This window comes from Bacillus sp. AK031 (genome assembly GCF_053903065.1).
Genome location: NZ_CP096424.1, coordinates 849340 through 873052, shown reverse-complemented (window position 1 = coordinate 873052; position 23713 = coordinate 849340). Strand labels below are relative to the sequence as shown.

40 protein-coding genes are annotated in these 23713 nt (G+C 39.8%); 5 read left to right on the top strand and 35 right to left on the bottom strand.

Translation table 11 applies throughout. The features are described 5' to 3' along the window. Positions 1–14 precede the first annotated feature (14 nt). Positions 15–236 (bottom strand): LexA family protein, encoded by a 222-nt coding sequence (locus M1E09_RS04395; RefSeq protein WP_456273649.1) that lies wholly within the window; start codon positions 234–236, stop codon positions 15–17. Between the two features lie 317 nt (positions 237–553). On the opposite strand from M1E09_RS04395, the gene M1E09_RS04390 reads away from it, so the two are divergent. The 3 genes from M1E09_RS04390 (at position 554) to M1E09_RS04380 (ending at position 1810) form a co-directional block, all read left to right on the top strand. Next, a complete protein-coding gene (locus M1E09_RS04390; protein WP_456273648.1) occupies positions 554–883 on the top strand; it encodes a YolD-like family protein in 330 nt (109 codons plus the stop codon). Positions 884–885: 2 nt separating this feature from the next. Further along, positions 886–1257, top strand: coding sequence for a hypothetical protein (locus M1E09_RS04385; RefSeq protein WP_456273647.1), 372 nt, complete (start codon positions 886–888; stop codon positions 1255–1257). Between the two features lie 88 nt (positions 1258–1345). After that, positions 1346–1810: a hypothetical protein gene (locus M1E09_RS04380; protein WP_456273646.1), complete on the top strand. Its 465-nt coding sequence runs from the start codon at positions 1346–1348 to the stop codon at positions 1808–1810. An 87-nt stretch (positions 1811–1897) separates the two neighbouring features. Here the strand turns inward: M1E09_RS04380 and M1E09_RS04375 are convergent, their stop codons facing one another. From M1E09_RS04375 to M1E09_RS04260, 24 genes are all read right to left on the bottom strand, one after another. Continuing rightward, positions 1898–2695: an N-acetylmuramoyl-L-alanine amidase gene (locus tag M1E09_RS04375; RefSeq protein ID WP_456273644.1), complete on the bottom strand. Its 798-nt coding sequence runs from the start codon at positions 2693–2695 to the stop codon at positions 1898–1900. Positions 2696–2744: 49 nt separating this feature from the next. Beyond that, the gene (locus M1E09_RS04370; protein WP_456273643.1) at positions 2745–3158 is read right to left on the bottom strand and encodes a phage holin family protein; all 414 of its coding nucleotides are present in this window, start codon (positions 3156–3158) and stop codon (positions 2745–2747) included. A 41-nt stretch (positions 3159–3199) separates the two neighbouring features. Continuing rightward, complete coding sequence (locus M1E09_RS04365) at positions 3200–3544, bottom strand: hypothetical protein (RefSeq protein WP_456273642.1); 345 nt, start codon at positions 3542–3544, stop codon at positions 3200–3202. Between the two features lie 69 nt (positions 3545–3613). Further along, on the bottom strand, positions 3614–3742 hold the full coding sequence (locus M1E09_RS04360; RefSeq protein ID WP_456273641.1) for a CD1375 family protein: 129 nt from the start codon (positions 3740–3742) through the stop codon (positions 3614–3616). Positions 3743–3785: 43 nt separating this feature from the next. After that, positions 3786–3896, bottom strand: coding sequence for a CD1375 family protein (locus tag M1E09_RS04355; protein WP_456273640.1), 111 nt, complete (start codon positions 3894–3896; stop codon positions 3786–3788). After that, a complete protein-coding gene (locus M1E09_RS04350) occupies positions 3896–4186 on the bottom strand; it encodes a hypothetical protein (RefSeq protein ID WP_456273639.1) in 291 nt (96 codons plus the stop codon). The genes M1E09_RS04355 and M1E09_RS04350 overlap by 1 nt, the downstream gene beginning before the upstream one ends. Continuing rightward, positions 4186–4902, bottom strand: a complete 717-nt coding sequence (locus tag M1E09_RS04345) for a hypothetical protein (protein ID WP_456273638.1) — start codon at positions 4900–4902, stop codon at positions 4186–4188. The genes M1E09_RS04350 and M1E09_RS04345 overlap by 1 nt, the downstream gene beginning before the upstream one ends. Next, entirely contained in the window at positions 4902–5420 is a 519-nt protein-coding gene (locus M1E09_RS04340; protein ID WP_456274897.1) for a putative phage tail protein, read from the bottom strand. The genes M1E09_RS04345 and M1E09_RS04340 overlap by 1 nt, the downstream gene beginning before the upstream one ends. Before the next feature lies 1 nt (position 5421). After that, complete coding sequence (locus tag M1E09_RS04335) at positions 5422–6474, bottom strand: baseplate J/gp47 family protein (RefSeq protein ID WP_456273637.1); 1053 nt, start codon at positions 6472–6474, stop codon at positions 5422–5424. Further along, positions 6467–6910: a DUF2634 domain-containing protein gene (locus tag M1E09_RS04330; RefSeq protein ID WP_456273636.1), complete on the bottom strand. Its 444-nt coding sequence runs from the start codon at positions 6908–6910 to the stop codon at positions 6467–6469. The genes M1E09_RS04335 and M1E09_RS04330 overlap by 8 nt, the downstream gene beginning before the upstream one ends. 1 nt (position 6911) lies before the next feature. Beyond that, complete coding sequence (locus M1E09_RS04325; RefSeq protein WP_456273635.1) at positions 6912–7163, bottom strand: DUF2577 family protein; 252 nt, start codon at positions 7161–7163, stop codon at positions 6912–6914. Further along, the gene (locus M1E09_RS04320) at positions 7163–8143 is read right to left on the bottom strand and encodes an XkdQ/YqbQ family protein (RefSeq protein ID WP_456273634.1); all 981 of its coding nucleotides are present in this window, start codon (positions 8141–8143) and stop codon (positions 7163–7165) included. The genes M1E09_RS04325 and M1E09_RS04320 overlap by 1 nt, the downstream gene beginning before the upstream one ends. After that, positions 8133–8558 carry a hypothetical protein gene (locus tag M1E09_RS04315; protein WP_456273633.1) on the bottom strand — a complete coding sequence of 142 codons (426 nt, stop codon included), beginning with the start codon at positions 8556–8558 and terminating at the stop codon, positions 8133–8135. The genes M1E09_RS04320 and M1E09_RS04315 overlap by 11 nt, the downstream gene beginning before the upstream one ends. A gap of 12 nt (positions 8559–8570) precedes the next feature. Then, positions 8571–10400 (bottom strand): hypothetical protein, encoded by a 1830-nt coding sequence (locus tag M1E09_RS04310; RefSeq protein WP_456273632.1) that lies wholly within the window; start codon positions 10398–10400, stop codon positions 8571–8573. 193 nt (positions 10401–10593) lie between these two features. Further along, positions 10594–10980 carry a phage tail assembly chaperone gene (locus tag M1E09_RS04305; protein WP_456273631.1) on the bottom strand — a complete coding sequence of 129 codons (387 nt, stop codon included), beginning with the start codon at positions 10978–10980 and terminating at the stop codon, positions 10594–10596. 29 nt (positions 10981–11009) lie between these two features. Further along, complete coding sequence (locus M1E09_RS04300) at positions 11010–11444, bottom strand: phage tail tube protein (RefSeq protein ID WP_456273630.1); 435 nt, start codon at positions 11442–11444, stop codon at positions 11010–11012. Between the two features lie 12 nt (positions 11445–11456). Then, positions 11457–12521 carry a phage tail sheath C-terminal domain-containing protein gene (locus tag M1E09_RS04295; protein WP_456273629.1) on the bottom strand — a complete coding sequence of 355 codons (1065 nt, stop codon included), beginning with the start codon at positions 12519–12521 and terminating at the stop codon, positions 11457–11459. Positions 12522–12533: 12 nt separating this feature from the next. Further along, the gene (locus tag M1E09_RS04290; RefSeq protein WP_456273628.1) at positions 12534–13004 is read right to left on the bottom strand and encodes a phage tail terminator family protein; all 471 of its coding nucleotides are present in this window, start codon (positions 13002–13004) and stop codon (positions 12534–12536) included. Continuing rightward, positions 13001–13420, bottom strand: coding sequence for an HK97 gp10 family phage protein (locus M1E09_RS04285; protein ID WP_456273627.1), 420 nt, complete (start codon positions 13418–13420; stop codon positions 13001–13003). Before M1E09_RS04285 ends, M1E09_RS04290 begins: the two co-directional genes overlap by 4 nt. Further along, positions 13420–13758 carry a phage head closure protein gene (locus tag M1E09_RS04280; RefSeq protein ID WP_456273626.1) on the bottom strand — a complete coding sequence of 113 codons (339 nt, stop codon included), beginning with the start codon at positions 13756–13758 and terminating at the stop codon, positions 13420–13422. The genes M1E09_RS04285 and M1E09_RS04280 overlap by 1 nt, the downstream gene beginning before the upstream one ends. After that, positions 13739–14005 (bottom strand): head-tail connector protein, encoded by a 267-nt coding sequence (locus tag M1E09_RS04275; protein ID WP_456273625.1) that lies wholly within the window; start codon positions 14003–14005, stop codon positions 13739–13741. The genes M1E09_RS04280 and M1E09_RS04275 overlap by 20 nt, the downstream gene beginning before the upstream one ends. 12 nt (positions 14006–14017) lie before the next feature. Then, the gene (locus M1E09_RS04270; protein ID WP_456273624.1) at positions 14018–15388 is read right to left on the bottom strand and encodes a phage major capsid protein; all 1371 of its coding nucleotides are present in this window, start codon (positions 15386–15388) and stop codon (positions 14018–14020) included. Continuing rightward, positions 15385–15960 carry an HK97 family phage prohead protease gene (locus M1E09_RS04265; RefSeq protein WP_456273623.1) on the bottom strand — a complete coding sequence of 192 codons (576 nt, stop codon included), beginning with the start codon at positions 15958–15960 and terminating at the stop codon, positions 15385–15387. Before M1E09_RS04265 ends, M1E09_RS04270 begins: the two co-directional genes overlap by 4 nt. Then, entirely contained in the window at positions 15929–17140 is a 1212-nt protein-coding gene (locus M1E09_RS04260) for a phage portal protein (protein ID WP_456274896.1), read from the bottom strand. The genes M1E09_RS04265 and M1E09_RS04260 overlap by 32 nt, the downstream gene beginning before the upstream one ends. A gap of 71 nt (positions 17141–17211) precedes the next feature. Between M1E09_RS04260 and M1E09_RS04255 the strand changes: the two genes are divergently transcribed. After that, positions 17212–17523, top strand: coding sequence for a hypothetical protein (locus tag M1E09_RS04255; RefSeq protein ID WP_456273622.1), 312 nt, complete (start codon positions 17212–17214; stop codon positions 17521–17523). Here M1E09_RS04255 and M1E09_RS04250 read toward each other — a convergent pair. From M1E09_RS04250 to M1E09_RS04205, 10 genes are all read right to left on the bottom strand, one after another. After that, a complete protein-coding gene (locus M1E09_RS04250) occupies positions 17520–17663 on the bottom strand; it encodes a hypothetical protein (protein WP_456273621.1) in 144 nt (47 codons plus the stop codon). The two genes, M1E09_RS04255 and M1E09_RS04250, sit on opposite strands and share 4 nt — an antisense overlap. Before the next feature lie 13 nt (positions 17664–17676). Further along, positions 17677–19398 carry a terminase large subunit gene (locus M1E09_RS04245; RefSeq protein ID WP_456273620.1) on the bottom strand — a complete coding sequence of 574 codons (1722 nt, stop codon included), beginning with the start codon at positions 19396–19398 and terminating at the stop codon, positions 17677–17679. A 21-nt stretch (positions 19399–19419) separates the two neighbouring features. Then, a complete protein-coding gene (locus M1E09_RS04240) occupies positions 19420–19857 on the bottom strand; it encodes a P27 family phage terminase small subunit (RefSeq protein WP_456273619.1) in 438 nt (145 codons plus the stop codon). A 74-nt stretch (positions 19858–19931) separates the two neighbouring features. Further along, a complete protein-coding gene (locus M1E09_RS04235) occupies positions 19932–20327 on the bottom strand; it encodes an HNH endonuclease (protein WP_456273618.1) in 396 nt (131 codons plus the stop codon). Continuing rightward, complete coding sequence (locus tag M1E09_RS04230; protein ID WP_456273617.1) at positions 20327–20623, bottom strand: hypothetical protein; 297 nt, start codon at positions 20621–20623, stop codon at positions 20327–20329. Before M1E09_RS04230 ends, M1E09_RS04235 begins: the two co-directional genes overlap by 1 nt. 5 nt (positions 20624–20628) lie before the next feature. Beyond that, complete coding sequence (locus tag M1E09_RS04225; protein ID WP_456273615.1) at positions 20629–20823, bottom strand: hypothetical protein; 195 nt, start codon at positions 20821–20823, stop codon at positions 20629–20631. A gap of 193 nt (positions 20824–21016) precedes the next feature. After that, positions 21017–21577 (bottom strand): PIN domain-containing protein, encoded by a 561-nt coding sequence (locus M1E09_RS04220; protein WP_456273614.1) that lies wholly within the window; start codon positions 21575–21577, stop codon positions 21017–21019. Next, positions 21570–21911, bottom strand: a complete 342-nt coding sequence (locus M1E09_RS04215; RefSeq protein WP_456273613.1) for an STAS-like domain-containing protein — start codon at positions 21909–21911, stop codon at positions 21570–21572. Before M1E09_RS04215 ends, M1E09_RS04220 begins: the two co-directional genes overlap by 8 nt. Before the next feature lie 11 nt (positions 21912–21922). Next, positions 21923–22786: a hypothetical protein gene (locus M1E09_RS04210; RefSeq protein ID WP_456273612.1), complete on the bottom strand. Its 864-nt coding sequence runs from the start codon at positions 22784–22786 to the stop codon at positions 21923–21925. A gap of 50 nt (positions 22787–22836) precedes the next feature. Then, positions 22837–23292, bottom strand: coding sequence for an ArpU family phage packaging/lysis transcriptional regulator (locus tag M1E09_RS04205; RefSeq protein ID WP_456273611.1), 456 nt, complete (start codon positions 23290–23292; stop codon positions 22837–22839). Between the two features lie 87 nt (positions 23293–23379). Here M1E09_RS04205 and M1E09_RS04200 point away from each other — a divergent pair, with 87 nt between their 5' ends. After that, positions 23380–23604, top strand: a complete 225-nt coding sequence (locus M1E09_RS04200; RefSeq protein WP_456273610.1) for a hypothetical protein — start codon at positions 23380–23382, stop codon at positions 23602–23604. The last annotated feature ends 109 nt before the right edge of the window (positions 23605–23713 follow it).

Genomic DNA, 23713 nt, shown 5'->3' with positions numbered 1-23713 from the left:
AAAAACCGTCTCAATTAAGAGGCGGTTTTTATTACACGGAGAGTCCTTGGTTGAGTGGGCTCCCAACTGATATATCCTTTTTCTTTGAGTTTATGAAGAAACCAGCTCACTGTGGATGATGACTTTAGACCAACCATTTCACCGATATCTCGGTATGCTGGTGGATAGTTATTTTTGTTTCCATACTCGCTTATTGCTTCCAGTACTTCTTTCTGTCTCTGGGTTAATTCAGCCATGATTTAGTCTCCTTCGTTGTTTGGCAGCTGATAAGATGTTTGCCTGTTTAAAGGACCTCAGCTGCTGTTTTTTCATGTCATAAGTTAATATGCTATCAGGCGTTATTTTCCTCATAATCACAGCTCTTTGTGAGATTACTCCCTGGTTATTTATATAGATTAGTTCAATGGGTAACTTATTCTTCAATGAGGTTTTAAACAAGCAGTTCATCAGTATCAACTCCTTTTGACCTAATTTTATACGAACGATAGTTCGATTTCAAGTTGATTTACGAACAAATGTTTGTATAATTAATGGTATAAGGAGATGAAACGGGATGATCAATGACCGAGGGAAAATAAAATGGCAGTCGGCTTTCTTTATGCCTGAACATGTAAAATTAATAAGACAAATACCAATTGATGAAGTCAGGCAAAGAAAGCCGGAAGTGGACGAGCAAGAGTTTGAAGAAATCGGCATCATCGTCATGGAATCATTAAACTACACGGTTTTTATTAAGCTCACAGTGTGGAGGGGTGGATTCTTTAGAAAACTAACTGGAATTGTGGCAAAAGTGGATATGCTAATGAAATACATACTTTTTGAAATTGATGATAATATCCATAGAATTCTTATTGAAGAAATCATTGCTGCTGAGAGGGAATAAAGATGACCAGGATACCTGAACATGACCGTGACATTATTGAGCAAGCCATGTACCTTCCTATGCTCCTCACAGTTCTTGACCGGGACTGGAAAGTTTTTGAGCAAGGTAATTTCAAGTTAAACCGGCCATATATGGACTTGATTGAGAATGCAATGAAAGCTGTCCAAAAGGACTTGAAGGATACTAACTTGGCTATGAGAAAATGTAGGATGAGGGTTGAACAGGTTGAGCATGACGATACTTTTACAAGGTTCATGTTCTTCTACAAGGGATATGAAGAATTACATAGTTATTTTAATCCCAGGATCCGGAATAAGGTTGAAGAGTTATTGAGGTATTATTTATATAGTAAACTCAGGAGAGGTGGGGTTTGATTTTGATAACTTACCTTTTTAATTTGTCTGGTTATTCACCCAATATTTGTAATACAATAGATATATAGACTTAAGGAGGGACTATTGTATGGGATTTCTCGATAAAATTAAAGAGCAAGTTAAAGCCGATTTGAATAACGCTAAAGAACAAGCCAATAAGAACAGCGAAGATCGAAAACGTGCTATCAAAGCTGGAAGAACCAAAGAAATAAGGCTTGATTATATTGGCGGTCATCCGACAATAAAACCAAAACAAGTTTCAATTCGTCAGGGAGCTGATCCTAAAGTACTTAAAATTGGTCTAGTGACCCTTAACGTAAAAAAGGTAGAATGGGATGAAAAAGGAAAACGAAGTGCAGGTAAAGCTGCAGCAGGTGCAATAATTGGTGGCGTAGCAACCGGTGGACTTGGACTAATTGCCGGGGCGGCTATTGGTGGCCGAAAGAAAGATACATCCTGCACTATTATGACAGTAGAAGATGATGGTATCGAATACACTCTTTACTTCAGAACGAATGGGAAAGAATATAGTAAATTAGTTTCTATGATTTAGTTACATAGAAAAAAGCCCCCACTCCATAAGGAATGAGGGCTTTTTTGTGGAGTAATTCAATGTTGATTATATATCATCTCCAAATTGTTATTTCAATAACCCGGCTCTGTCTAATATTACAGCTAACTGCCCTCGGGTAACTGGCTCATCTGGACGAAAAGTTCCATCTTCATGACCTTGAATGATTTTGGCTTTCTTGGCTTTGAGTATTTCCTTCTCTGCCCAATGCCCTTTTACATCGTCTTTTTGTGCTGCCACTTTAGTAACCTCCTTTTTATACGATAGTCCGAAGTATTCCAGCACGCCTTGAGCCGTTTCCCTTGCTACTTCTCTTTGGAAATCCTTATCAAGCATTAACTCCGCTTCGATTTGGTGATCCATGAATCCATTTTCCGTTAGGATCCCCACGCCTTCAAACTCTCTGGTGATGTGTAGATTCTGTTCTACAATGCCCCTATATACCTGTTTAGTACCTTGACGAAGGTATTTGCCTACATGTTCAGCTAAACGCCTTGCATGTATACTGCCAGGCTGTATGTGAACAGAGATACCACTTGGGTTTGCTCCTTCAAATGTACCGTCAAATGCGTTGAAGTGGAAGCTTACTAAGACCACTCTTACATTAGCAGCTCCATATTTTCTAATGTAATAATTCAACAGCCGGTTAGCTTCATTTGTTCTATTGGTGAGTGAGATATCAGAAGTGCCAGGTGAGATATCGTGTACAATCACACCGTGTCTTTTTAACTCTTCACCGAATAGATGACTGACAGGTTCATTGAACTCATACTCTTTTATCTGGCGGCCAAGGGATTTTATATATGGTGTTCGTTTGCCGAGGGTTCCCTCTCCATGGCCACCATCTCTTAAGACAACATAAATCATGTATACCACTCCTTTTAGTAAACTAAAAAGAGCCACCGATTGGCAGCTCCTACTTCATTCCTTGGTCTTTATTTTCTTGGCTTTTATCTTCTATCACCTGCAGGCGATCTGTGATGGCTTTCGGAACATTTACACCCACTTGAGCGAGGTTTTCAGTAATGGACAATACTTCTTGGCTGATATAAAAGAGCACGGTCCCGAATGTCAGGACACCACTTAAGCCAAGGACTTGATCCATCATATTTGCAACTATAATCACCAAGAAGGTCAACATCTTTCGAACATACCCAAACCAGGCGCTTCTACTGCGCAGCTTACCAAACTTCCATGCCTTGACGATTCCAGTGATTATATCCCCGATGGTTAACCAGATTAAGATATCTAAGAATTTAACATTTCCAAAAAAATAAGCTTTCGCTACATCAAGAGTTTCAAAGTCAAAAAACAACCAAGTTTCCCCCATTCACTATTCCTCCCCAATTAAAAAGAGGACCATATTGGCCCTCACTCATAATCATACATTTCTTTAATATCCGGATAATGGTTGACTAATTCAATAATATTATCGCCATCATATATTGATAATCGCATTAATTTCAGCTTGCTATTATCATAAGCCCCCTCGTAATCCCTATCCTCGGTATGGATATGCACTCCATTCTCATACTTCGAATAAGTACCGTATAGATTAGCAATCCTATACTTTTTAGGGTTATGATTCATTGCAAGATCCAAAAGAAATCCCTCATCAATTTCGTTCACTTCAAAGTCCGGCAAATCATAAGAATCAATTTCCTCTGACTCATTTACTACATCTAACCTTACTGCTGCAACCTTGTAGGTTATCATTCTATCACCTCATAAAAGGGATTCGACAATCTCATTGTAAATCCTGCACATAATCTTCCTGAAGCGACATTACTCAGTGATCAGGTGATCTGCTTCCAGCTGCGTTAATACCTCCGCAACCTGTGGTTTAATCGTTTCTGGAACCTCTGCATAAGTTTTATATCCTTTTACAATAAGAGTCGCATAAATTGTTGCCATATCAGTCATCTCCTTAGTTAATTTTAGTAAATAAAAAAGACGTTTAATTAGCTGCATCTGCTAACAACGCCTCTACTTCAGGTCTTAAATTTTCAGGAACATCATCAATTGTTTTATAACCTTTATGAATCAAGTTTGCATAAATTTGAGCCATCAGACAGTACCTCCTAACATCATTTCATACAGTTCAGTAACCGCCATCATGGTGTCAACGTTTTCCTGCTTGAGTTTAATGTTCTCTTCGTACATATCCGTCATAGCAAGCATGTTAGTGACGTTCTCTTGTTCTAATTGCAAAACTCTTTCTTCTGCAGTAGGAGGTTTAGGCGTAGATTGTTCTTTCTCTAATTCCTGTTGTTGTATTTGCAGACTAACTAACTCTTCATTTGTCAGTGTAGAAACATTCTGTCCTTCTTTTGTGATAATTAACTTTTCAATAGACACTATTTCACCCCTAACAATGTAAAAGTTGAACCTGCAGCCAAATTCTCTCCGACAGGTCCCTCAGACGAAAGATAAATCTTCGTAATTTGAGATGTATAATCCATTACTCCTGAACCTGCATATTTGAAAGGAGCTGTCCCGTTTTGAATGTAAAAACTAGAGAAGTCGATTGTTTTTTCTTTGTAGGGTAAGTTTTGGATGTCAACGGTAATACTAGCAAACTTACCTGATGCTTTTGGTAAATTATCTATAGCAAACCGTCTTTGCCCTGTTTTGTAATACATCCCAGCAGAGTTATACCCACCGACTGCGTTAGAACTGTATATTTCATTTTCATTATCATTAAAAGTTAGTTTAAGCCTATAATCATATTCTCTGTAAATTTTAGCCTTAATAATTAGTTTTAAATATCTGTATAGATTAAGGTCTAAATTCTGAAAAACGACACTATAAGTGTGCGAGGCTAACTCTACATCTGCTATGACTTCCCAAACACTTTGGGATTCGGGTAAAATTAAATTCCCTTCCTCATCGGTTTCTGCTTTGACATGACCAAGAGTAGTTGGTGTCGCTCTTTCCGCCTGATGTGTCTTGGCGAACTCATCAATCTTTCCCCAGTTCTCATTCAAAATTGTATCCAGGTTGAAGTTATCATTTCCTTCGGTTACCGGATCAGGTAGATATAAATCTAATTCCGGTGAATATTTCTTTGCCATTAGTTGACCCCTCCTCCCATATTTTCAAGCAGCAATGCATTTACTTCTCCGATTGTCATAGCGCTCACTTCCCCCATCGTTATGAACCTAAATTCATAGGTTACTGGCAGGTGTGCCGGCTTCGTATTCTCAATTGCTTCTTTCAATGCTTCAAGGTTTGGCGGCCGGCCGATCTGAGAAGTGAAAGTAATGAAAATCGCACCATCGAAATCAACCACTACATCGCCATTTGTATAAGAATCAGCTACCACTTTCAGCAGCACTGCGTCCACCTTTCCGGACCCGCGCATTTTTGACTTAATGACTCCGCGACGCTCCTGAAAGGACTTCTGGTGATTGACCGGGATGTCCAATCCCTTTTCAAAAATGTCCAGACCCCAAGTTGCTGTATCAACATCCATCTGTAACCTGATATCATCCAAGTCCGTATTTAGTGCAGCAATCTGTTTCCCTTCAGCATCAAAAACGTCATTGATATACTGACTTTTACGCATAAAAAGAGGAAGTGTCTTAATCATGTCAGACAAGATTAATCACTCCCATCACAGCGACTTGATCATCCGCAACAGAAATGTTCGATGTTCCGCTGTTTATCGTGAGATTAGTATAGTCAGCAACAGCATTTGAATTAATTATGATGGACCCTATCTGTGCATAAGACACATAGTCCTGTTGAAATGCGATATCTCGCAAATGATCTGTCACGTTGTCCGTGATTTCATCTAGCGCCTGCTGCTCCGTGAATCCTTCATTTACCGTGAGGGTGAATGAAAGGTCAATATCAACTCCAGAGGCACTGACTACAGTGGCATAAGCACCAATTGAAGCAACACCATCACCTAATCCTGTAATACCAGGATCGATGTAGTCTTGAACTTCTTCCACAATCTCAGTGCTTGCCGGTACCCGGTTGTTATCAATGATGACCACCTTAACCGTATTAGGGCCATTCCATAAAGGAAAGACCTTCACATCTCCAACACCAGGTACTTCCTTCGCCCAGTTCATATACTGATATCTGTTTCCGGAAGTGGCGGGCGTTCTGATCCTGTCATAATACCGTTGGAGAAGGTCCATGTCTGACTCCTGCTCAAAACCGTCATATGTCGGCTCGGGATTAGTCACGCTGTTAATATTATCAAGCGTAACGGGCATGGATATAATTTGATTGGCAGGAACATTACCGTCCTCTCCGGCAATGAGCGCTTGGATTGGTATGGAACCTGTGCCGGATACAGATACTGTCTCAGTCGCTTCAAATTGGATGCCGTCATCTGTCTCAAATAGATCACCTTCATAGATCGTCCCGTTGCCTGCAGCTTCTACAGTCCCAATTGAGAAAGTCGCAATACGTCTTTCAATACCAGTGCGCTCTTTAATTCGAGCAGCGAGTTCGGAGTCGGACAAGTTTTCAATATCAAGCTTTGCAGAAATCTCTTCATTCTTCTGGTATGCTTTTTCAATCTCAATGGCTGCTGGCTTAGTCATATCGAATGTGAAGGTTCCTGCTCGCTTGTCGTATTGATCACTGATTTCGCTGAGCATATTTTCATGTATCTGTTGTCTATCCACCAATGGTCACCTCCTCCTGGAACGTGTCATATATCGAATTCACAGTGAAGAGAACTGATAACTTCCCTTCACTTTTGACTGCACTGAAATTTGTTAAAGAAATGATCTCTTTATTGACTAACAATGCTCCAGTTAATTCATTCTCCATCGACTTATTAATGAAATCCGCTGGGTAATTGGTTCCAATTAAGTCTTCTGCTCGGATGCCGTGTTCGGGATTATCAATATAGACAAGGAATCTTTGACGAGCCGTTAGAACGGTTTTATGAATCCACTGTTTGAGTGCCTCTTTACCAGTGATTTCAACCATTTTGCCGTTTATAAATACAAATTCTCCGGTCTCGAAATCAAAAAGAAACGATTTACCTGGAACAAAAGGCTGTTCATTCGAGGTAATCGCTTCATTGAATTCAAGCTCTGTTATTTTTGGAAGCATATCACACCTCCAGATCTATGATATAAAATCGCTGCATGTCGCCAGACGGAATTAAGATTACTTTTTCGCCAGCTTCCTTGGTGGCGTCAGCAAACGTCTTTGAAACTCTTAAATGGTTGCTATTCAACAAGATATTTTCATTCAACCTAACTTCGAGTGGTGATACCCTTGTTATGGTACCGGTCTGAGGACCAATATATGGTTTGTTTTCACGTTCCTTTAAAAGCTTGGCCATCTCTGTGAAAGGGTCCATCAGCTCACCCCTTTCATACTTAAGTCCAAACTCATCATATGAATACCGTTTTGCGCCGTGTGTTGAACAGATTCAATCATATACTGTCCTTTCATCCCTGTTATTGGCTCCGTGATTTCGATTAATCTACCCGCCAGAACCCGGCTATCCCCCAACATATTCAAAGAGTTTTCCTCAAAGACCCTTCCTAACTCTTTCAATGTATTTCTTGCAATGTTGCGGGCACGTGGGCGATCCTCTTCTTGTACATCCACAATCTCTGACAACAGGCCATAGGACTGTATTAGTGCATTGTTTCTCTCTGAAGCTAGTACCTGTCCGTCAGAGGTGACTTGAATGCTATTTTTCATCCCTTTAATTGTTCGCTTGCGAGAAGGAGCCTGCATAACGTCAGTTCCATTAGGGGCGTATATGAGTCCGTTATGGTGTCTCGGAACAATCATAATATCTTTTGATCTATAGACGTGGAATTTACCCTCGAACATTTCAAATTGATAGTGAATCCCCTGATCAGCTTCAGCCTGTAGGAGAACGTCCTTGATGATGTCTGAAAGTGTATCGTTCATGTATATTTTGTCAATCTTCGTTGGGATTTTTACAATGTAGTAAATCGGTACGTTGTAATCACTGCAAATGCGCTTAATTGCCTGATCTGCAGAAATGCTGTTGAATTGATAAACCCGTTTTGACTCATTTAAATAATAGGCTAAGTCAAACGCTGTAAACGGAATCGGTTGCCTACCGGTTATATCCTCATCGACTACAATGCATCTGGTTACTTCCCGATTCCCGTCTTTTAATATCACCATATCTCCAAGGTTAACCTGTTTCTTGGGATTGTGGATGGCGTCTCCAAAAGCGTTGCCGAAATTGAGCTCTACCCCTAATTCATCTTTATTGGAGCGCCAGGTGATTTGATCCGTGATTGGCGTGATGTCCAGAAGCTCATTACCTCTCGCTCTCCATAATTTAAGTTGCATTTCGATCCTGCCAATCATGAACAAAATTGAATTGACTTAATGACAGAGTATAGTACACATCACCAGAACCATCCCTGGGTGTATAAGTAAGCTCCTCGATTGTCACCGCCAAGTTAATAGGCGTATCAGTGACGATAATTCTTATGGGTACCCTGCGAGCTTTCCAAGATTCAATGATATCTATATATTCAAAGCCCATATAGGAGTGATCACGGGCAAATGAATAATAGCGATTAGGGAAAAATGACTGAAGAGTTAAAGTTTTTAATCCTTCAAGACCAATCAGTCTCAAGGCTTTTTGATTCAGTCTGGTAAAAGTTTCGTTATTATGCGGAAATGAAATTTCAAACTCTTCCGGCACAATAGGCAGCCGAATCACTTGCTCCCGGTTATTAATACTTAAAAAGACATCCACCTATTGCACCCCCTATGAGTTACTCAAGCGTTTCTTTATTTCTCGTACCAGTTCGTCTGCCATTTCTATAACAGACATATTTGCACCATTGATATTAATTTCTCCAATCGATACTCCGCCACCTTCTGAACGTGCCATCTGAACGGAACGGTCATGTGGATATACTCTTGAACCGTTTGGAAGGTCAACGATCTCGCCACCGCGCTCATTAATCTGTGCAAGACCTCCTCGGAAGTAACTTGTACCCTGAGCAAACTTCGGAATCGTTGGCACATTCATTTCGAAGCCCTTTCCACCAATACCAGGTACCCAATCCGGAATTTTAATACTTGCAAAGTTGTTGAAACCGTTAATCATCCGGTTTAGTTTATCTATAATATAATTTACGCCTATGCGTGCTGCTGCTTTCATCCCGGTCCACATTCCGCTGAAGCCATTACCGATACCAGAAAAAGAATCTGTCAAAGAAGTCCATAATTGCGATCCTTTTGCTCGGATAGTATCCCAGTTTTGCCACAGTAGAATTCCTACAGCGATAACTGCACCAATGGCAATAGCAATCCATCCAAGAGGAGACATAGCCATAACACCATTGAGTAACCCCTGGGCGATTGTCAGACCGGTTGTAACACCCGTCCACACTCCTTTTGCCGTTGCAACTGCAAGAATACCGAGTTTATAAGCTGTCATAGCTCCAACAATTCCATAAACTAATGGACTAATAGTGGACCAATTGTTTGTGATTGTTTCATAAATTCCCACTGCACCGTCAACGACCTCCGTCATGGCATCGACCACCAATGGCAATCCTTCATCTCGCATCCATATCAAATAAGGCTGAGCTCCTTCAAGTCCTGATATTAAAAACTCTCCTGTTTCTGAAGCAGCTGTCTTAAAGGCATCAATGGTTGGCTGATTCTCGTCGATAGCCGTTTTAATATTTTTAAAGGCAATAGTTCCTTGTTCACCTACCCATGATAAGGCTCCGCTAGCAATAGACATCGCAGAGGAAACTTTGTCTTGAACAGCCGGCATGTTATTTGAGGCGAAGGTCACGAATTTCTGAAGATACGGAATAGCCCCTACACCTAACTCTGTAGCAAACCCCATTGCTTGAGCCTTTACGTTATTTAAGGACATCTTAAATTTTTCAGATTTAGCCAAATCTTCTTCACTGATAATATTTGCTTTCCCTTTTAGGTTATCAAGTTCCTGACCGGTCATATTTAGTACAGGAACGAGCTCTTCCCCAGTAGTAGATAGCAAGGCTGAGGCGATAGCGTTTCGCTCCGTTTGATTTTCCATCCCTTGAAGGGCAGTGATTGTTTCATTGAAGAGTTGTTCCTGGGTCTTGAGCGCCCCTGACGAATCTGTAACAGCAACCCCGAGTTTTCCAAACAGCTCGGCACCTTCGCCAACACCGTTAGATGCGTCCATTGCCTTTTCACCAAGTGCAGCTAAATCTCCGGAAGCCTGTTCAACAGAGTAGCCATAAGATTTCATAACGTGGTCCCATTGTTGGAACCCTTCTGTACTCATACCTGCAACCTGGCTGAACTTAGTTATTTCTGATGTAGCTGTCACAGCTTTCATTGCAAGTCCGCCAAGTGCTGCTGCCCCTGCAGCTCCAACAGTAGCCATCCCGGCCGCCACACCAGCTGCACCTTCTGCAATGCTAGTGAATCTCGATACAGCAGCCGCACCAAATTCCTTCACCTCATTACGGGCATGCTTAACCTTCCGCTGAAAGTCTTGTGTTCCTCCAGTTGCTTTCTTAACCCCTGAAGCGAAGTCTTTATCTTTAAGGGTAAGCACCGCAGATATAACACGGTTTCCGGCCATGTCTGAACCTCCTTACAAAAAAGAGAGAGAGCCTACGTGGATGTTGACCACTTAGCTCTCTCTTCATCAAAATACAAAGACATACTTGCTTCCATAAATATTTTCATGTCCTCCGGCAACCCCATTAGATACTCTAATTTGAAGCCTTTATTGAGGTAGTGATGAAGAAAATAAAAATCATCATCACTATTTATTAGTTTTTTATATCGGTAACCCTTGCAATACCATCACCATATCCGGCCATATCGAGACCTGTTTGAGCAATGTGTGGGATTTCTCCGGCTTCGAAGATTTTTTCCACAATATCGGTCGGTTCCACACAACCGAAAGCTTTTTGAAGCTCCTTATCTCTCAAGTTCGGTTCGACCACAATGTTATAAACCAAAAATATGTCTGCTTGTGCCGCCTGGTTAGGGTCCCGCGTCATACCAATTGCTTCAACACAAAGTGATCGTTCTGGTTTTTGGATTGTAATGGTAGCATCAAGCCTTTTAATATTCAGTTCCATTTTCGTATCTTTTTTAAGTTCATACTTCTCTTTTTCACGCAAAATATCTGTGATAGAAAGTTTTTTTGGCATCAATATTCTCCTTCATGATTTAAAGTATTTTACGCTGAAATCAGATCGATTGGATCATAGTCGGCAAAGTTGAATGGCATTTCTTCAGTACCCAGTGTTTTTTGTTCAAATTTCATAAGCATGAATTCATTGAATGTGACTTCATTGAGTGCTACTCGCTCAGCACCAAAGGCATCAGGATCCGCGATTTTGCCCACTATATTAATATCAGGAATTTGACCTCTCTTAACAAAGTCCGCCAGAAGAGCAGATCCACGACTATATACTTTTTTTACGGTCATAGTACCTTCTCCGGCCCATCCAGTCATTTTTTTATGAGTTGCACCATCTCCTGGCATATTTACATCTTCATAGTTAATGACGACTTTCCCTTCAAACGTTTCAACATCAAGCCATTTTTCACCGTTAACCCATACGGCGCCATAAGTTCCATTAATGACGCGTTTACTTGGAATTTTGTTCATGCTTATCCTCCTTTAGATCGCAATTGAGAAGTCGAGGTCTTCCATTGTATCTACAATTTTAATATTTCCTGCTAAGAAGACACTCTTTCTGAAAGAAGTCTCTTTGACTCTTTGCTCATCCCAGTCTGTTGTATCAAATCCGGCATCTTCCCATGCACTACGCTGGGCGGGTGTATCAATTCGAGTTTGATTGGTTGCGTTAGGATCCAGAATCTCATCAGTCTGTAACCTAGCAAAATAACGATTTACAGAGTTGATGAAGATAACTTGATTGTCATAAATGTTATTCACTTTACCGACATATTCATCATCAAAAGTAGAGTAAATATCATCATGAATCATATCCATTGCCTCAATAACCCGGATACTCTTAAACTCATCATTCTTAGTTCCGCCTGGCGTAATCGTTACAAGGCTATTCACACCACGACCGACCTTAATTTTTTCTCCGTCATTAATGAGAATGAGCTCCCCTGCATCAACAGCAGCATTAGGATCTTCAATTTCTGTAATGCTGTCTACTTCATCAAGCACAAAGTATGTCGCAGACCGTGTAAATGGCAGTCCTGCCAAAATGCCGGCAATTCTTGAGGTGAACTCTGCAGTGTCATAAACTTTTTCACCAACCTTAATATCATTGGTCGTAAAGTTAATAATCGCTTCGTGATCTTCAGCTGCATTAGGTAACACGGCCTTGAATGTCTTTTTGTTGTCAGTCCGATTTGAGATAACCCATTCCGCAATGACTGGAACATCTGCACTCTCGATGGCAGGCACGGCCAGATAATTGAATCGTTTGTTTCTCAGGCGGGAAAGTGCTGCTGAGTAGTCAACTGCTGTGGTCTCTAAGCGCTCAACAATTACTTTACTAGGATCACCCTTAAATGCATTTGCGATATAGTCAGCATTTTCAGTTGTCCAATCAGAAGTTTCTACTTCTTCTGGATTTTTATATTCGATACTATCAAACTCTCCTGTGTCATCCTTAAGGATCAACGCAACAATTCCAAGTTGACTACGTTGGACAAGAGTCTGAGCTTTTCCGGTAAACGTGATATTAATTTCCGGTAGTCCCATAAAATCGCTCCTTTACTTCTTAAATTCAAGGTCTTCCATTTTTTCAATCGGCGGCAGTTCTTGCTGATCCTGTTCAGTTACCCGCTCGATGATGTCATTTTCAAGATCTTCATATTCTCTTCCATCGTAAAATTCAAGGGCAAAAGAGAAGTTTAGCACTCCGTCTGTCAATACTGATTCAGCATCCATGATGTTCAGGTAACGGTTTTGAACCTTTAACTTGAGGTCGAAAGCATATTCAAGATTCTCCTGTACTTCCAGAACCTCTAATGAATAAGTGTAACGATCTGAAGGGAAAAAATAGATTTGTACCGTCAACATTTTATGCACATTATCCACATCACCAGATCTTGTGGAGGGAAGCAGCTGCACAAAAAAAGAAGGCCTTGGAAAACCTTCTTTTACGTCTCTGCTATTAATTTCAACTTCAAATGAGCTGAGCTTACTGTTTACTGCAGTAACAATGTCTTTGTATGTGATCATAGTTTTCCGCTATCCAGCATGTCATCAAGCCACGTCTCAAGCATCTTGTCAAACTGGCCAGTGCTATCAAATTTCTGAATCCCTTTTTCCATCACCTTTTTTCCTGGTACAAATCCATGTTCATCCCCACTCTTGTCCACAATCCGGTGACCATGCTCAATTAAATGTGCATGAGGTTGAGAATTAATTACACGTACAACTATTTGTCCGTCTTCATCCCTAAAGGCTTTACCGCGTTTAAACCCTTTGTGATAGTTACCAGTTTGTTTTTCCACTTCACTACGAGCCACCCTGGCGACCTGTGTTCTGGCTTTACTTCCTATCTTCCGCATGATTTTAAAAGACTCTTTTGGAAGCTTCCGCTGTGCTACATCAAGGAGATCTTTTTGGAATTCTGAAAGTCCTTCAATTTCCATCAGTCCATCAACTCCTGACAAAAAATTTCAAGTGTTTCATTTTTAAAGAAGGGGTTAAGAATGTATTTGATTTCAAAACGGTGGCCACGGAAGCGAATTTGCATGTCTTTTGTGATTTCTTTTCCTACCCCGTACCGAACTATAATTTTATGAGTTACATTCGTCATAATAGTATCGGCTTGCTGGCGCTGAAGACTGCCGGTTTGGGGAACAAGTGCAGCAGAAATTGTTTTGATTTTTTGATATACATAGGTCGTTTCATTAAGTTCATTCAACACCTTGACGTTCTTGTGTATATCAATCAAGTGTTTCAATTTATTACTGGTTCGTTTCGACATCCGAGTACACCTCCTGAACAAAGAAAGGTGTCATGGCATCAAGTGCCTCCTGCAGTTCTTTCTCTGAAATCCGGTATTCATAAAAGATTCCTGCGCACATAATAACCAGGTACTCTACTTCACGCCCAACTGCTTTCTGTACATAATTAATACCCTGTTGAACATAAAAAGAGAGCATAGAATCATCCATGCCCTCATCCCAGCTCAAATGTGATTTCAGCTTTACAACATATTCATCTGTTGTCATTTAATATCATCCTTATACTCCGGCGTTAGGATCTACCTCGCCCACTTCGTAACGGTATACAGAAGGTTCGAATGGGCTGTATACAAGCTGACCATCTAGCAGGTTATAAATCTGGAAGCCTACTTTATTGGTGCCTGAGAACTTCTCAATTAATTTCTGCAGCTCCATTCCACCAATTACATCTTGGATGTGGAATGTTTTGAAATCACCAAAGTAGAATACAGGTGCAGTTGGGTCAGCACCATCAGCTGCATCAGTGAAGTCCACTTTGTGGCCAAGAAGCTTGTACCCCACACCATCAGATAGTGGCTGTAGCAATGGACGTCCAGTTGTATCTGTCATGCCTTCCAAAACAGTTAAAGCCGCACGGTTGATAATCCACATTGATTTCTTAAGAACTTCAGTGACTGGTTGTCCTTTAAGCTTAACCAATTGCTGATGAAGCTTCTGAGAGTAGCCTGCAGCAGTAATATCAACTGTTTCAGATTCATAGTAAGCAACTGCTTTCTTAGCTAGCGCGCCAGGGTTTTCGTTACCCACATCATCACCGTTGAACATGTAGTTAGTCTCTTTACGGACATAAGCCTTTTTAAGCTCATCGACAACGATTTGCTCAATAGGTGCACCAGACATTTTAAGAAGCTTTTTTGTGACAGTAGCAAGCGCATCGAACTCTGCTGGGCTAAGTAGGATTTCATCAAACTCAATGCCTGTTTCAGCAATTTCATCACCGGCAGCACGTTCCGTTTTACGGACATTTGCATCTGCTTTCTTAACCAGAACCGGATATTTAACATCACCTTTTGTTCTGTGAGTGGAACCATATTTACGAAGCAAGTTTTCCTCTTGAGCATAAGTGATAATTTCAGAAGCAATTACTTCCGGAATGGTAACAGAACCATTGCCTGCCTCGATGCCAAGTGAGCGAGCTTCCATTTCAGAGATGTTACCGACAACAAAGTTTGCAAATGCTGAACGGATTTCTTTTTCTTTTTTCTTCGTTGACTTGTGCCCGCGAGTAGAAAGTCCTTTCCCAATCTGACTCATGATGTTGTTACGTTGTTCAGAAGAGATACCTGCTCCTCGTTGCTCTCCTCCAGAACCGTCACCTTCGCCCTTTTCGTCTCCTTCTTCGCTATCACCTTCATCATCGCCTTCTCCGGCATTTGAGCCTTCCTCGCCTTCGCCGCCTTCACCTTCGTCATCCAGGTTAGCCAATTCATCAGCAATCTCTTGCGCTTCTGCAGCAAGCTCATCAACTTCAGTTTGTACGGCTTCTACTTCTTCCTCGCGAACTTCTCCCTTTTCAAGCTTAGTACGCAGCTCAGTAAGACGTGCTTTATTGCGTTTTTGCAAAGACAATAATAATTTTCTAGTTTTCATTTTGTTTCCCCCAATGATTTATTTATTTGTTGGATTAATTTAATTCTTTTTTCAACGGTCTTATCTATTTCTCTACTTCTAACCAGGTGAGCTTCAGTATCTTCATAAGCCGGCAATGCCAGTATAGTAATTTCATACAGTTCAACTTCATTGATGGTTCTTACTGCTGGCTCCTCATTGTAATTCCATGATTCATCTGTTACATAAAATCCAAAGCTGCATTGATCTATATCCCCACGATCCATGCTGATTTCCAGGTCCCTTCCTGCAGTTGTATCAGGTAAATCAACTTCAAATTTCAACCCTCGTTCGTCTTCACTTAATCTGAGAGTGCCACTTTTGGTCCTGCCAAGAACTTTATCCCAATTGTGGTTATAAAGCGCCCGCACATCACCATTAGAAATAGATTTAGAGAAAGCACCCGGACTGATAATTTCATCGAAATAATCACCAATAGATGTACGAGAATTAAAAACGGCAGCATAACCGCTTACCTTTAAAGGCTCGTCTTCTGAATTACGAGTTTTTATGTTGGTGATGTCAAGTGTTCGAATCTCCTTCTTCTTTGTCATTGTCATCACCTCCCTTCAAAGAATCATCAGTTGCCTTCTTATCGCCGATTTTCGTCAAGTCATTGGAAATATAGACAGCCTGGGTCTCCGGTGTATTCTGTTTTTCAAATCCAAGCATGTCGGCCACATTATCCGGTGAAGTAATCCCTGTTCGGACGATGTTGTAACCGATATTCGTTTTGGTGGAATAAGGAACAAAATCAAGAATATTAATCGTGAATTTAACTACCTTATTCGAATTTGGACCAAAAAAAAGAAGAGTCAAATGCTCTCCGAAGTTTTTCATTATTGGTTTAGTTGCCTTATTATGCAGGTACATCATTGCCTTTTCTAAATCAGATTTCAGTAAAGCAGTATAGGTATCCACATTTATGCCTAAAAACTTTCCTAGGTCCTTCTTGTATACATTCAAATAAGCGAGTAGCTTTTCATCTTCAATAGGACTCTTTAATGTATCGATTGCGTAACCTTTACCCAAAGGAATCATTTTAACGGAACGTGATTCATCTATTGCTTCCAGCTGATCAAGTATAGCTTTAATCAATTTTGACTGAGCACCATTCGTCGGGTTTATGTGAGCATCCAGTTTGAGCAGGAACGCCAGCAGTCCCCCTTTGGAGTATTTATCCGTCAGGACTTTTTCAGCACTCATAACCCCATCTAATGTGTTCTTGCCGAGCTCCAAAAGACCCGCTCCCTTTAAGTGATTGGTACCGATGTTTTTGATATGTCTGATCATCTCTGGAGGGATTTCTGTTTCCCCTACACCTACCTTAAAGCGTTCAACAAGCTTTTCATCCAGCTCAGTTTTAATGTCGGAAGCAAGGTGTAGTTGATCTTTATTTAACAAAGGAAAAACTTCTCCCTTAATCAAATAAGTGTTTGTCATAAGCTTGATAAATTCTGAACTGGTTAAATAGTTGTTGGGATTCATTAAGACCTTCAAGACCGGATCATCTTTAATCTCTTTCCCATCCCGATCTTCAATCACAATGTTGGCCAGCATCATCTGGTTACTTATATCCTGTAGCAATTCGTACACATCACTTGATTCAAGGATTGTGTCATATTGAGCGTACCTGGCGCCGTATCTAATAGACTGGGAATGAATATCCTCAGTCGCGCCGCGCTTTTCTAATTGTTTATATAAATAATTAGAGAACATATCTCTTAATCCCAATATTTCACCGCCTTTCATAGGAAAATAGAGCCTCCTTGTCGAATATTGGAAATTGGAAGGAGGTGTTAATATTGAAAATTGATGGTTTAAAAGAATTTCAAAAACAATTAAAAGACATGGAAAAAGCCGCGAAAGAACTAGAAGGCCAGCAGGATGTTCCATTTACCGAATTATTCACTGACTCTTTTTTAAGAAAATATACAGATTTTTCTTCATTTGAAGAGTTTGAGAATCAAGAAATTTTTAATAAGTATCCAACCTTTGAAGACATTCCTGATGATGAAATGGATGATTTCGTATCCTCCAACACCCAGTTTCCTAACTGGGAGGACATGTTGGGTACAGCAGGAACTGAGTATGCTGCACGCAAACTTGGTTTTTAATTCACCTTTGTTTTCAATTTAAATGATTCAAGCTGCCCTAAAGTCAGTTCAAGTTGCTTCAATTGGTCGGTAGCCTGTTGGAGCAACTTTTTTAATTCATTTGTATTTTCTACCTTTAGAATAACTTTTTTGTCTATCATATTGTCTTCCTCCTCATCTATAAATCTCACTAATTAAATCATCCATACCCTCATGGTCTATATCATCCATTTGCATCATGGTTTCTTTATGGGCGACTAGAAAAGCCACGAATCCATCAATCTTTTTCTTTGATTGACGTTTCGATGGTCCCTTCATTCCATTTATGTTCGTAACTACTACAAGGTTTAATGCACAATATACAAACAGAGGGTTGTCTGTCTGTAGGCGTTGCTCATAAATGAGCCGCTCAGAATCATCAATCATGGAGTTCATGACGTTTGGATACTGATTCACAGCCACACATTCAAGGCCAAGGTTTTCACATTTCTCAATGAGCTTCTGTGACATGGCTGGATCATAATTGAGCTGCTGCACATCGTATTCATCCATACACTCTTTTATATATTCAAGCACCTGGTCCTGATCTATCATTTTCCCATCACACAATTGTACAAAGCCCCGCTCGACCAGATCACGATAAGGAACGTTGTCTTCTTTTTCCCGGTAATCAAGATCTGCATCCGGAATAAAATACATCTGCTTTACTTTCAATATCGCTTTACCCGCTTCATCAAATGTAGGGAAATTGAGACTGACACAAGTTAAGTCAGTAGTCTTCGATAAATCCAGTCCGATATAACAAGTTTCCCCGTATAGGTCGCCCAGGTCATCAACAAGGACATGTTCAACCTGGTCTTGCTCAAAGTAATTTTCGGCACCATTTACAAATACATTAAGATGCTTTGACAGAAACTCTGCTTTCTTGTGGGCTGAACGTGCTGCAGTAATATATTCGGTTTCAAGAGCGCTCATGGTAACCGATACGCCAATATTCGGATTGACCATCCTCCACACTGCTCGATCAGTCCAGTCATAACCTTTGTCTGGTTCATAGATCATAACAAAACTTGCATCGTTATCATCATTCTTTAAGACTTCCTTGGCTTCACGATACACTCGCATACCAACTGAAGAGGATCCTTTACCTGCAGTTGAGATGTTGAACATTAATGGTTCGTCCCGGGAGATCTGTGCTGACTTGAAGTTGTCGTATTGCTCCATGTTCTCCTGTGCATGCAGCTCGTCATTCAGGACAAAATGAGGGTTTGAACCTTCAATGCTGTCAATGTTCCTCGACATAACGATAAATTGATTCTGAAAGGCTATATCTTCACGAAGATAGTCATAAGTAATAGATGATATTGTGCCTTTAGGTCCCTTATAGACATGTGAACTATCAAGCAATGCCTCATGATTAAGCACAGTTGCTGCAAATGGTTTGGCTGCATATTGAGCCTGGTTAAAATCACTGGCACAACAATAACAATCCGCGCCCGGCACCCCTTCACCATACATGGCATATCCAAGGGCGCCAACGGCAATTAATGTTTTCCCGTTTTTCTTCGGCACCTGAATGTATACTTCTCGGATGACCCGAACAATATCGCCGCTTTCATTCTCTCGAACCCAACCATAAATATTAGAGAAAGCAAATTGCTGCCACTCTTCTAATATTAGGGGCTCACCAGCAAGCTTGCCCTTCACGTGACGGATGAATGTTTCAACCCAGTCCATCATTTCATTGGCTCTATCTAAATCAAACCAAATGTCTTTTCGTTTTTTCCATCTGTAATAGCGATCCACCATATCCCGGATTGTCTTAGGATATTTCTTGGGTGACCGCCTTACCTTCTTAGCAAATCGATCAGCGTAATTTATGCCCGGTTCGATCACATAGGCTCACCACCACCATATTTAACGTTGTTTTCTCCACTTCTGTCGGTGAGCATCAAGCTCACTTACCTTGGCTTCCGGTTTCTTCATTTCTTCGTCCTTCCGAACGGAAGAACCACCGGTGACCACCTTGCTAGACTTTGACTTGTTTGTCAGTCCAAGCATATCCAGCGCTTTTGTTTTCTTGTCTGACCACACTTCTACCTGTTGCGCTAACGGGTGTTTCGAATGGTTTGTTGCGCCGGCTTTGTTGGTGTGACGCTGAGTGGCCGGGAAGCCTTTGTCTTTCCAATCCACATACATCGTTTGATAGATTTCAAAAATATCAAGATAGGACTCAATCAACGGGTCCAAAGTGAGGGTGTAAATATCAGCATCCCTCATCAGTTTTAAAATCCGATTTTTTTCCGCCTCGGTTTTTTCTGCCACAATTTTCTGCCGCTGCTTTTTGGTGGACATTTCACACCCCCCTTTCTTTTTGAAAAATCTTGTCTAACGAAATAAAAAGGACTGGCAACCGGTCTTGAGCAAATTTAAAATTTTTTATTTTTGACCGGGGGGGTTCTGTATAAATAATTTTTAAAATAATTTTCATTTTCCCCATAATTCTCTTCAATGCTGTGACACTTCGGACATAAAAGCTTTAGGTTATCCGGTTCTAACTTCAGTGAAGCATCTGTCTTTACTGGAACCTTATGGTGAACCTGAGCCTGCTTACCGAATACGAACTTACCACAGCGCTGACAGCAACCCTTCTCTCTTTCGTACACAAACTGACGAACAGCTTTCCATTCCTTGGAGTTGTACAGCTTCTTGTTTGATGAATCATAGAGACTTTTCTTTCTCGGCTTCCTGGTACCCTGGTGTTCCTCACAGTACCTGCCCTTGGCTACCTTATTTGGACAGCCGTTGAAATCACAGTACTTCATTACTCTTCTGCTGCAGCTAGCGATTCTTCAATATGGTTACGGATTGTGTCTGCTTTCTTCATATTGCGTGGTACCTCAATATCATTCTGTTTAGCGAATTCCAGCAACTGATCAGCATCCATTTGATCTAATTCAATATCTGTTTCAGTATCCAGCTTCTCTTCCTCTAACATTGACTTAGGATTCTCAGTGACTTCAAACGACGGCTTAACTCCACGCTTCACAAATACCGTCTTTTTCTTTTTCGTATCCCAATACTCTGTGCCTGCTTGTGTCTTTCTCATTTCAACTAACATTGCATTCATCTCCTCCTAATAGCACCATTGTGCCTTTTGTAAGTATCACGCTTGGTTCCCATTACTTCTTCCCATTCTCTCCTGGACAGCTGCTCCTTGACCTTTACAGGCCTCTCGACTTTCTTTTCACTCTTCTGTTTCTTTCTCATCTGGTTGAATTTCTGGATAGTCTCTCTTGATAAATGATCAGCAAGCTTCATCTCATTCACCTTCTAATTCTTCTCAGATTGGCTCAGATTCGATTTTTGGAACCACCTGAATATGATTGCATACAAAAAGCGCCTATCTGGTTAGATAGACGCTTCTTTGAAATATTTCGTTAATACCATAATAGCACTTCTAAAGAGAAATGTTTTGCCGTAATATTGCCATTTTGGTGCCCTATATCTGACACTAGGAAGAAAGTTGAGAATCTTTTAAATTGGTTATAATGTCTATATCTCCAACAATACCGAAAAAGTCCTTATCATGAGTAACTATATTTATAGATTCTGCCTCACATAATTGAATGTAGTATTGATCATTAAAGTCAAAATCAATCTTCTCCTCGAATAAAGACTGAATGTTTAATATCTCAAATTGGTCACTTAATCTTATAGTATTAGGAAGAATCTTCTTGCTAACTATATTTTGAAGCAATGAAATAAGGGCTTCGTAATCCTCACTTTTCCTAAAATGTTTCTTGTAATTAAATTTCTTTGGATGTCTGTTACCTTTTGCTAAGTAATATTCAACTTTACAATAGGCATTAAAAAATTCAGATAACATCATAGAGGTGATATAAATCTTTGAACCTGCTTCTAGAACATTTTGAAAAAAAGTACTATACGCGTTAACATCATCTTCAAAATAATTCCCAACACTACAATAAAGATGCATCCAAATGTTTGCATCTAACAGATATTTATCATTTTCCTTCGGGACAACTTCGGATAAGTGTAATAGCCTACTCATTTCCAAAAGCATCCTTTATATCTTCTAAAGATTCATCACTTGATTGTATATTTAATTTTGCTCTTTCAATAACTTTCATTAATAAATATCTATCGTAAGTATCCATATCTGTAACCTTAATGAATTGATTCAATTGATCTGAGGAAAAGTTGTTATAAAGCTTAGCAATTGCATGGTTCAGGAAAGCGGTTGTAATTTGGTCCATCTCTTCAAAACTCAATACTGTTACTTTGTTATGCTCAATGCTTTCTCTCAATAAGGTATAAACCTTATCTCCATTTTCAGGTGATACTGCAAACTTTGAATTTATTACATCTTTTACTTTTAACAACATATTTACACCGCCTAAAAGTATATTATCAATGAGTTGTCTTCAAAAGTATTTTCTAGACTTGATTGTATGTTGACTATTGTTCCAGGGAAATACGAAGGCATTTCCTCTTTTGAAATAATTCCATCTTCTTTTTCCCAATAACCATTTCCGGATGTTATTTGAAATGTTCCCCCATTACGTACTAGGAATTCATCAATTATATGTAATCCAATACCACCAGGTTCATCTTTTTGTTTTGTTGTATTACCCCATTTTGTGGCCCAATCAATTGCATCATGATCTTCCAGATACGGATTTTGAAGTTTAGCCTTAACATTATTGCCAATTGTCTTACCAATATCCACTATAGTAAAGCAAACTTTTCGATGTTTATGGTAATATTGTCCGCAAGTAATAACCTGGTCACTTTTAGCATGCGTTTTTACATTTATAAATACTTCGCTTAAACTACTGACAAATCCTTTTGCGACTTTATTTTCTATTTTTAATCTTATTTTGGGTAATACATGCTCAATGATGTAGGTAATAAAGTCCTCATCCTGATCTGTATTAAATACTTTAAAAGAAATAGTGCTATCAAAAATATCGTCTTCTGAACCTTTATCGTAATAGGTATAAAAGCCGTTTTTGAGAAACACTTTTCGGATTGAATTGCTTACTTTTAGAAATGTTACTTTGTTTTTATTTTTTCTCTGTACTTCTATCCAAGCACTTAACACTGCTGATAAGTTCGCTTCAAACCATCTTGTGTTTTTAAACTGTAATGTTATATGTGCTTTATGTAAATCTTTAGTTTCTTCAAATATGGATGCAAGGAAGTGGAATCCTTCAGAGTTATTTTCAACTGTTCTCGGAACTACGATTAGCTTCTCCAATCTACTCCCCCTATTTCAGTAAGCTGGCTTATAGAAAGAAGCACCCCATTTCACTCAGGATGCTTCCTTAATTCATTATAAACTTCTATTCTAAAAATAAAAGCCAATTTATAAAAAGTTCTTGCTTTAATTCTATAGTACCTTCTTTCACTTAAACCCATTTCGTTATAGACTTCGTAATCAAATACATCATCTTCCTCCAGGTATCGCTTGTAAATGATTTCCCTCTCCAACTTAGTAAGCCGGTTCACTCCTTTAAGGACCCATTCGATGTGTTTATTTCTTGCTCTGTCTAATTCTATACGATCCATCACAGCCTGCTCTGTTGATGAATGAAACTCATTTGAAAATGAAGGAGGAACGAGTGAATACGAAGCAGTGACTTTAGGCAATTTATCTTCTGGAATGGTTAGCAAATAAAAACGGTATTTCTCCAAGGCCGACTCAACAGCTGCCTTTGTTTTTTCTCTGTCTATTTCAGGAAGCATGAATAATTGTTTCCCCATCTAGACCCCTCCCATGGTAAAATATTCTTGTCGAGAAGTATTACCACCGGGATAACTCCTGGTCTTTTTTTATTTGGAGGTGAAGTTATGTTTGAGAATGTCGATACATCATCACTTGATGGAATTGCTTGGGCCTTATTTTCTTTAGTTATTTTCGTTACTATCATAGCAGTTGTTCCTTTAGTAATATTTGAAAGACTGGGTGTCCCCAAGAAAATAATAAACTTCCTTGTCGGTCCGTTCATCCTTGGAGGCTTTGCTCTTTGGTTTTACGGGATGTTTTATTTGGACTTACAAAGTATTTTCATCTAAATTTGAATCCTTTTCTCCTTTGAGCCGTAAATTAGTAAAATCTATATGGAGGTACATATGAAAAAAATAATTGGTATGTTAGTTACATTGGCTACAGTTAAGGTTCTAC

Excerpts from the sequence above, each read along its gene's own strand:
- M1E09_RS04395 (WP_456273649.1), bottom strand. The coding sequence starts at position 236 with ATGGCTGAATTAACCCAGAGACAGAAAGAAGTACTGGAAGCAATAAGC.
- M1E09_RS04390 (WP_456273648.1), top strand. The coding sequence starts at position 554 with ATGATCAATGACCGAGGGAAAATAAAATGGCAGTCGGCTTTCTTTATG.
- M1E09_RS04385 (WP_456273647.1), top strand. The coding sequence starts at position 886 with ATGACCAGGATACCTGAACATGACCGTGACATTATTGAGCAAGCCATG.
- M1E09_RS04380 (WP_456273646.1), top strand. The coding sequence starts at position 1,346 with ATGGGATTTCTCGATAAAATTAAAGAGCAAGTTAAAGCCGATTTGAAT.
- M1E09_RS04375 (WP_456273644.1), bottom strand. The coding sequence starts at position 2,695 with ATGATTTATGTTGTCTTAAGAGATGGTGGCCATGGAGAGGGAACCCTC.
- M1E09_RS04370 (WP_456273643.1), bottom strand. The coding sequence starts at position 3,158 with ATGGGGGAAACTTGGTTGTTTTTTGACTTTGAAACTCTTGATGTAGCG.
- M1E09_RS04365 (WP_456273642.1), bottom strand. The coding sequence starts at position 3,544 with ATGATAACCTACAAGGTTGCAGCAGTAAGGTTAGATGTAGTAAATGAG.
- M1E09_RS04360 (WP_456273641.1), bottom strand. The coding sequence starts at position 3,742 with ATGGCAACAATTTATGCGACTCTTATTGTAAAAGGATATAAAACTTAT.
- M1E09_RS04355 (WP_456273640.1), bottom strand. The coding sequence starts at position 3,896 with ATGGCTCAAATTTATGCAAACTTGATTCATAAAGGTTATAAAACAATT.
- M1E09_RS04345 (WP_456273638.1), bottom strand. The coding sequence starts at position 4,902 with ATGGCAAAGAAATATTCACCGGAATTAGATTTATATCTACCTGATCCG.
- M1E09_RS04340 (WP_456274897.1), bottom strand. The coding sequence starts at position 5,420 with ATGATTAAGACACTTCCTCTTTTTATGCGTAAAAGTCAGTATATCAAT.
- M1E09_RS04330 (WP_456273636.1), bottom strand. The coding sequence starts at position 6,910 with ATGCTTCCAAAAATAACAGAGCTTGAATTCAATGAAGCGATTACCTCG.
- M1E09_RS04325 (WP_456273635.1), bottom strand. The coding sequence starts at position 7,163 with ATGGACCCTTTCACAGAGATGGCCAAGCTTTTAAAGGAACGTGAAAAC.
- M1E09_RS04320 (WP_456273634.1), bottom strand. The coding sequence starts at position 8,143 with ATGCAACTTAAATTATGGAGAGCGAGAGGTAATGAGCTTCTGGACATC.
- M1E09_RS04310 (WP_456273632.1), bottom strand. The coding sequence starts at position 10,400 with ATGGCCGGAAACCGTGTTATATCTGCGGTGCTTACCCTTAAAGATAAA.
- M1E09_RS04305 (WP_456273631.1), bottom strand. The coding sequence starts at position 10,980 with ATGCCAAAAAAACTTTCTATCACAGATATTTTGCGTGAAAAAGAGAAG.
- M1E09_RS04300 (WP_456273630.1), bottom strand. The coding sequence starts at position 11,444 with ATGAACAAAATTCCAAGTAAACGCGTCATTAATGGAACTTATGGCGCC.
- M1E09_RS04295 (WP_456273629.1), bottom strand. The coding sequence starts at position 12,521 with ATGGGACTACCGGAAATTAATATCACGTTTACCGGAAAAGCTCAGACT.
- M1E09_RS04290 (WP_456273628.1), bottom strand. The coding sequence starts at position 13,004 with ATGATCACATACAAAGACATTGTTACTGCAGTAAACAGTAAGCTCAGC.
- M1E09_RS04285 (WP_456273627.1), bottom strand. The coding sequence starts at position 13,420 with ATGGAAATTGAAGGACTTTCAGAATTCCAAAAAGATCTCCTTGATGTA.
- M1E09_RS04280 (WP_456273626.1), bottom strand. The coding sequence starts at position 13,758 with ATGTCGAAACGAACCAGTAATAAATTGAAACACTTGATTGATATACAC.
- M1E09_RS04275 (WP_456273625.1), bottom strand. The coding sequence starts at position 14,005 with ATGACAACAGATGAATATGTTGTAAAGCTGAAATCACATTTGAGCTGG.
- M1E09_RS04270 (WP_456273624.1), bottom strand. The coding sequence starts at position 15,388 with ATGAAAACTAGAAAATTATTATTGTCTTTGCAAAAACGCAATAAAGCA.
- M1E09_RS04265 (WP_456273623.1), bottom strand. The coding sequence starts at position 15,960 with ATGACAAAGAAGAAGGAGATTCGAACACTTGACATCACCAACATAAAA.
- M1E09_RS04250 (WP_456273621.1), bottom strand. The coding sequence starts at position 17,663 with ATGATAGACAAAAAAGTTATTCTAAAGGTAGAAAATACAAATGAATTA.
- M1E09_RS04240 (WP_456273619.1), bottom strand. The coding sequence starts at position 19,857 with ATGTCCACCAAAAAGCAGCGGCAGAAAATTGTGGCAGAAAAAACCGAG.
- M1E09_RS04235 (WP_456273618.1), bottom strand. The coding sequence starts at position 20,327 with ATGAAGTACTGTGATTTCAACGGCTGTCCAAATAAGGTAGCCAAGGGC.
- M1E09_RS04230 (WP_456273617.1), bottom strand. The coding sequence starts at position 20,623 with ATGTTAGTTGAAATGAGAAAGACACAAGCAGGCACAGAGTATTGGGAT.
- M1E09_RS04225 (WP_456273615.1), bottom strand. The coding sequence starts at position 20,823 with ATGAAGCTTGCTGATCATTTATCAAGAGAGACTATCCAGAAATTCAAC.
- M1E09_RS04220 (WP_456273614.1), bottom strand. The coding sequence starts at position 21,577 with ATGAGTAGGCTATTACACTTATCCGAAGTTGTCCCGAAGGAAAATGAT.
- M1E09_RS04215 (WP_456273613.1), bottom strand. The coding sequence starts at position 21,911 with ATGTTGTTAAAAGTAAAAGATGTAATAAATTCAAAGTTTGCAGTATCA.
- M1E09_RS04205 (WP_456273611.1), bottom strand. The coding sequence starts at position 23,292 with ATGGGGAAACAATTATTCATGCTTCCTGAAATAGACAGAGAAAAAACA.
- M1E09_RS04200 (WP_456273610.1), top strand. The coding sequence starts at position 23,380 with ATGTTTGAGAATGTCGATACATCATCACTTGATGGAATTGCTTGGGCC.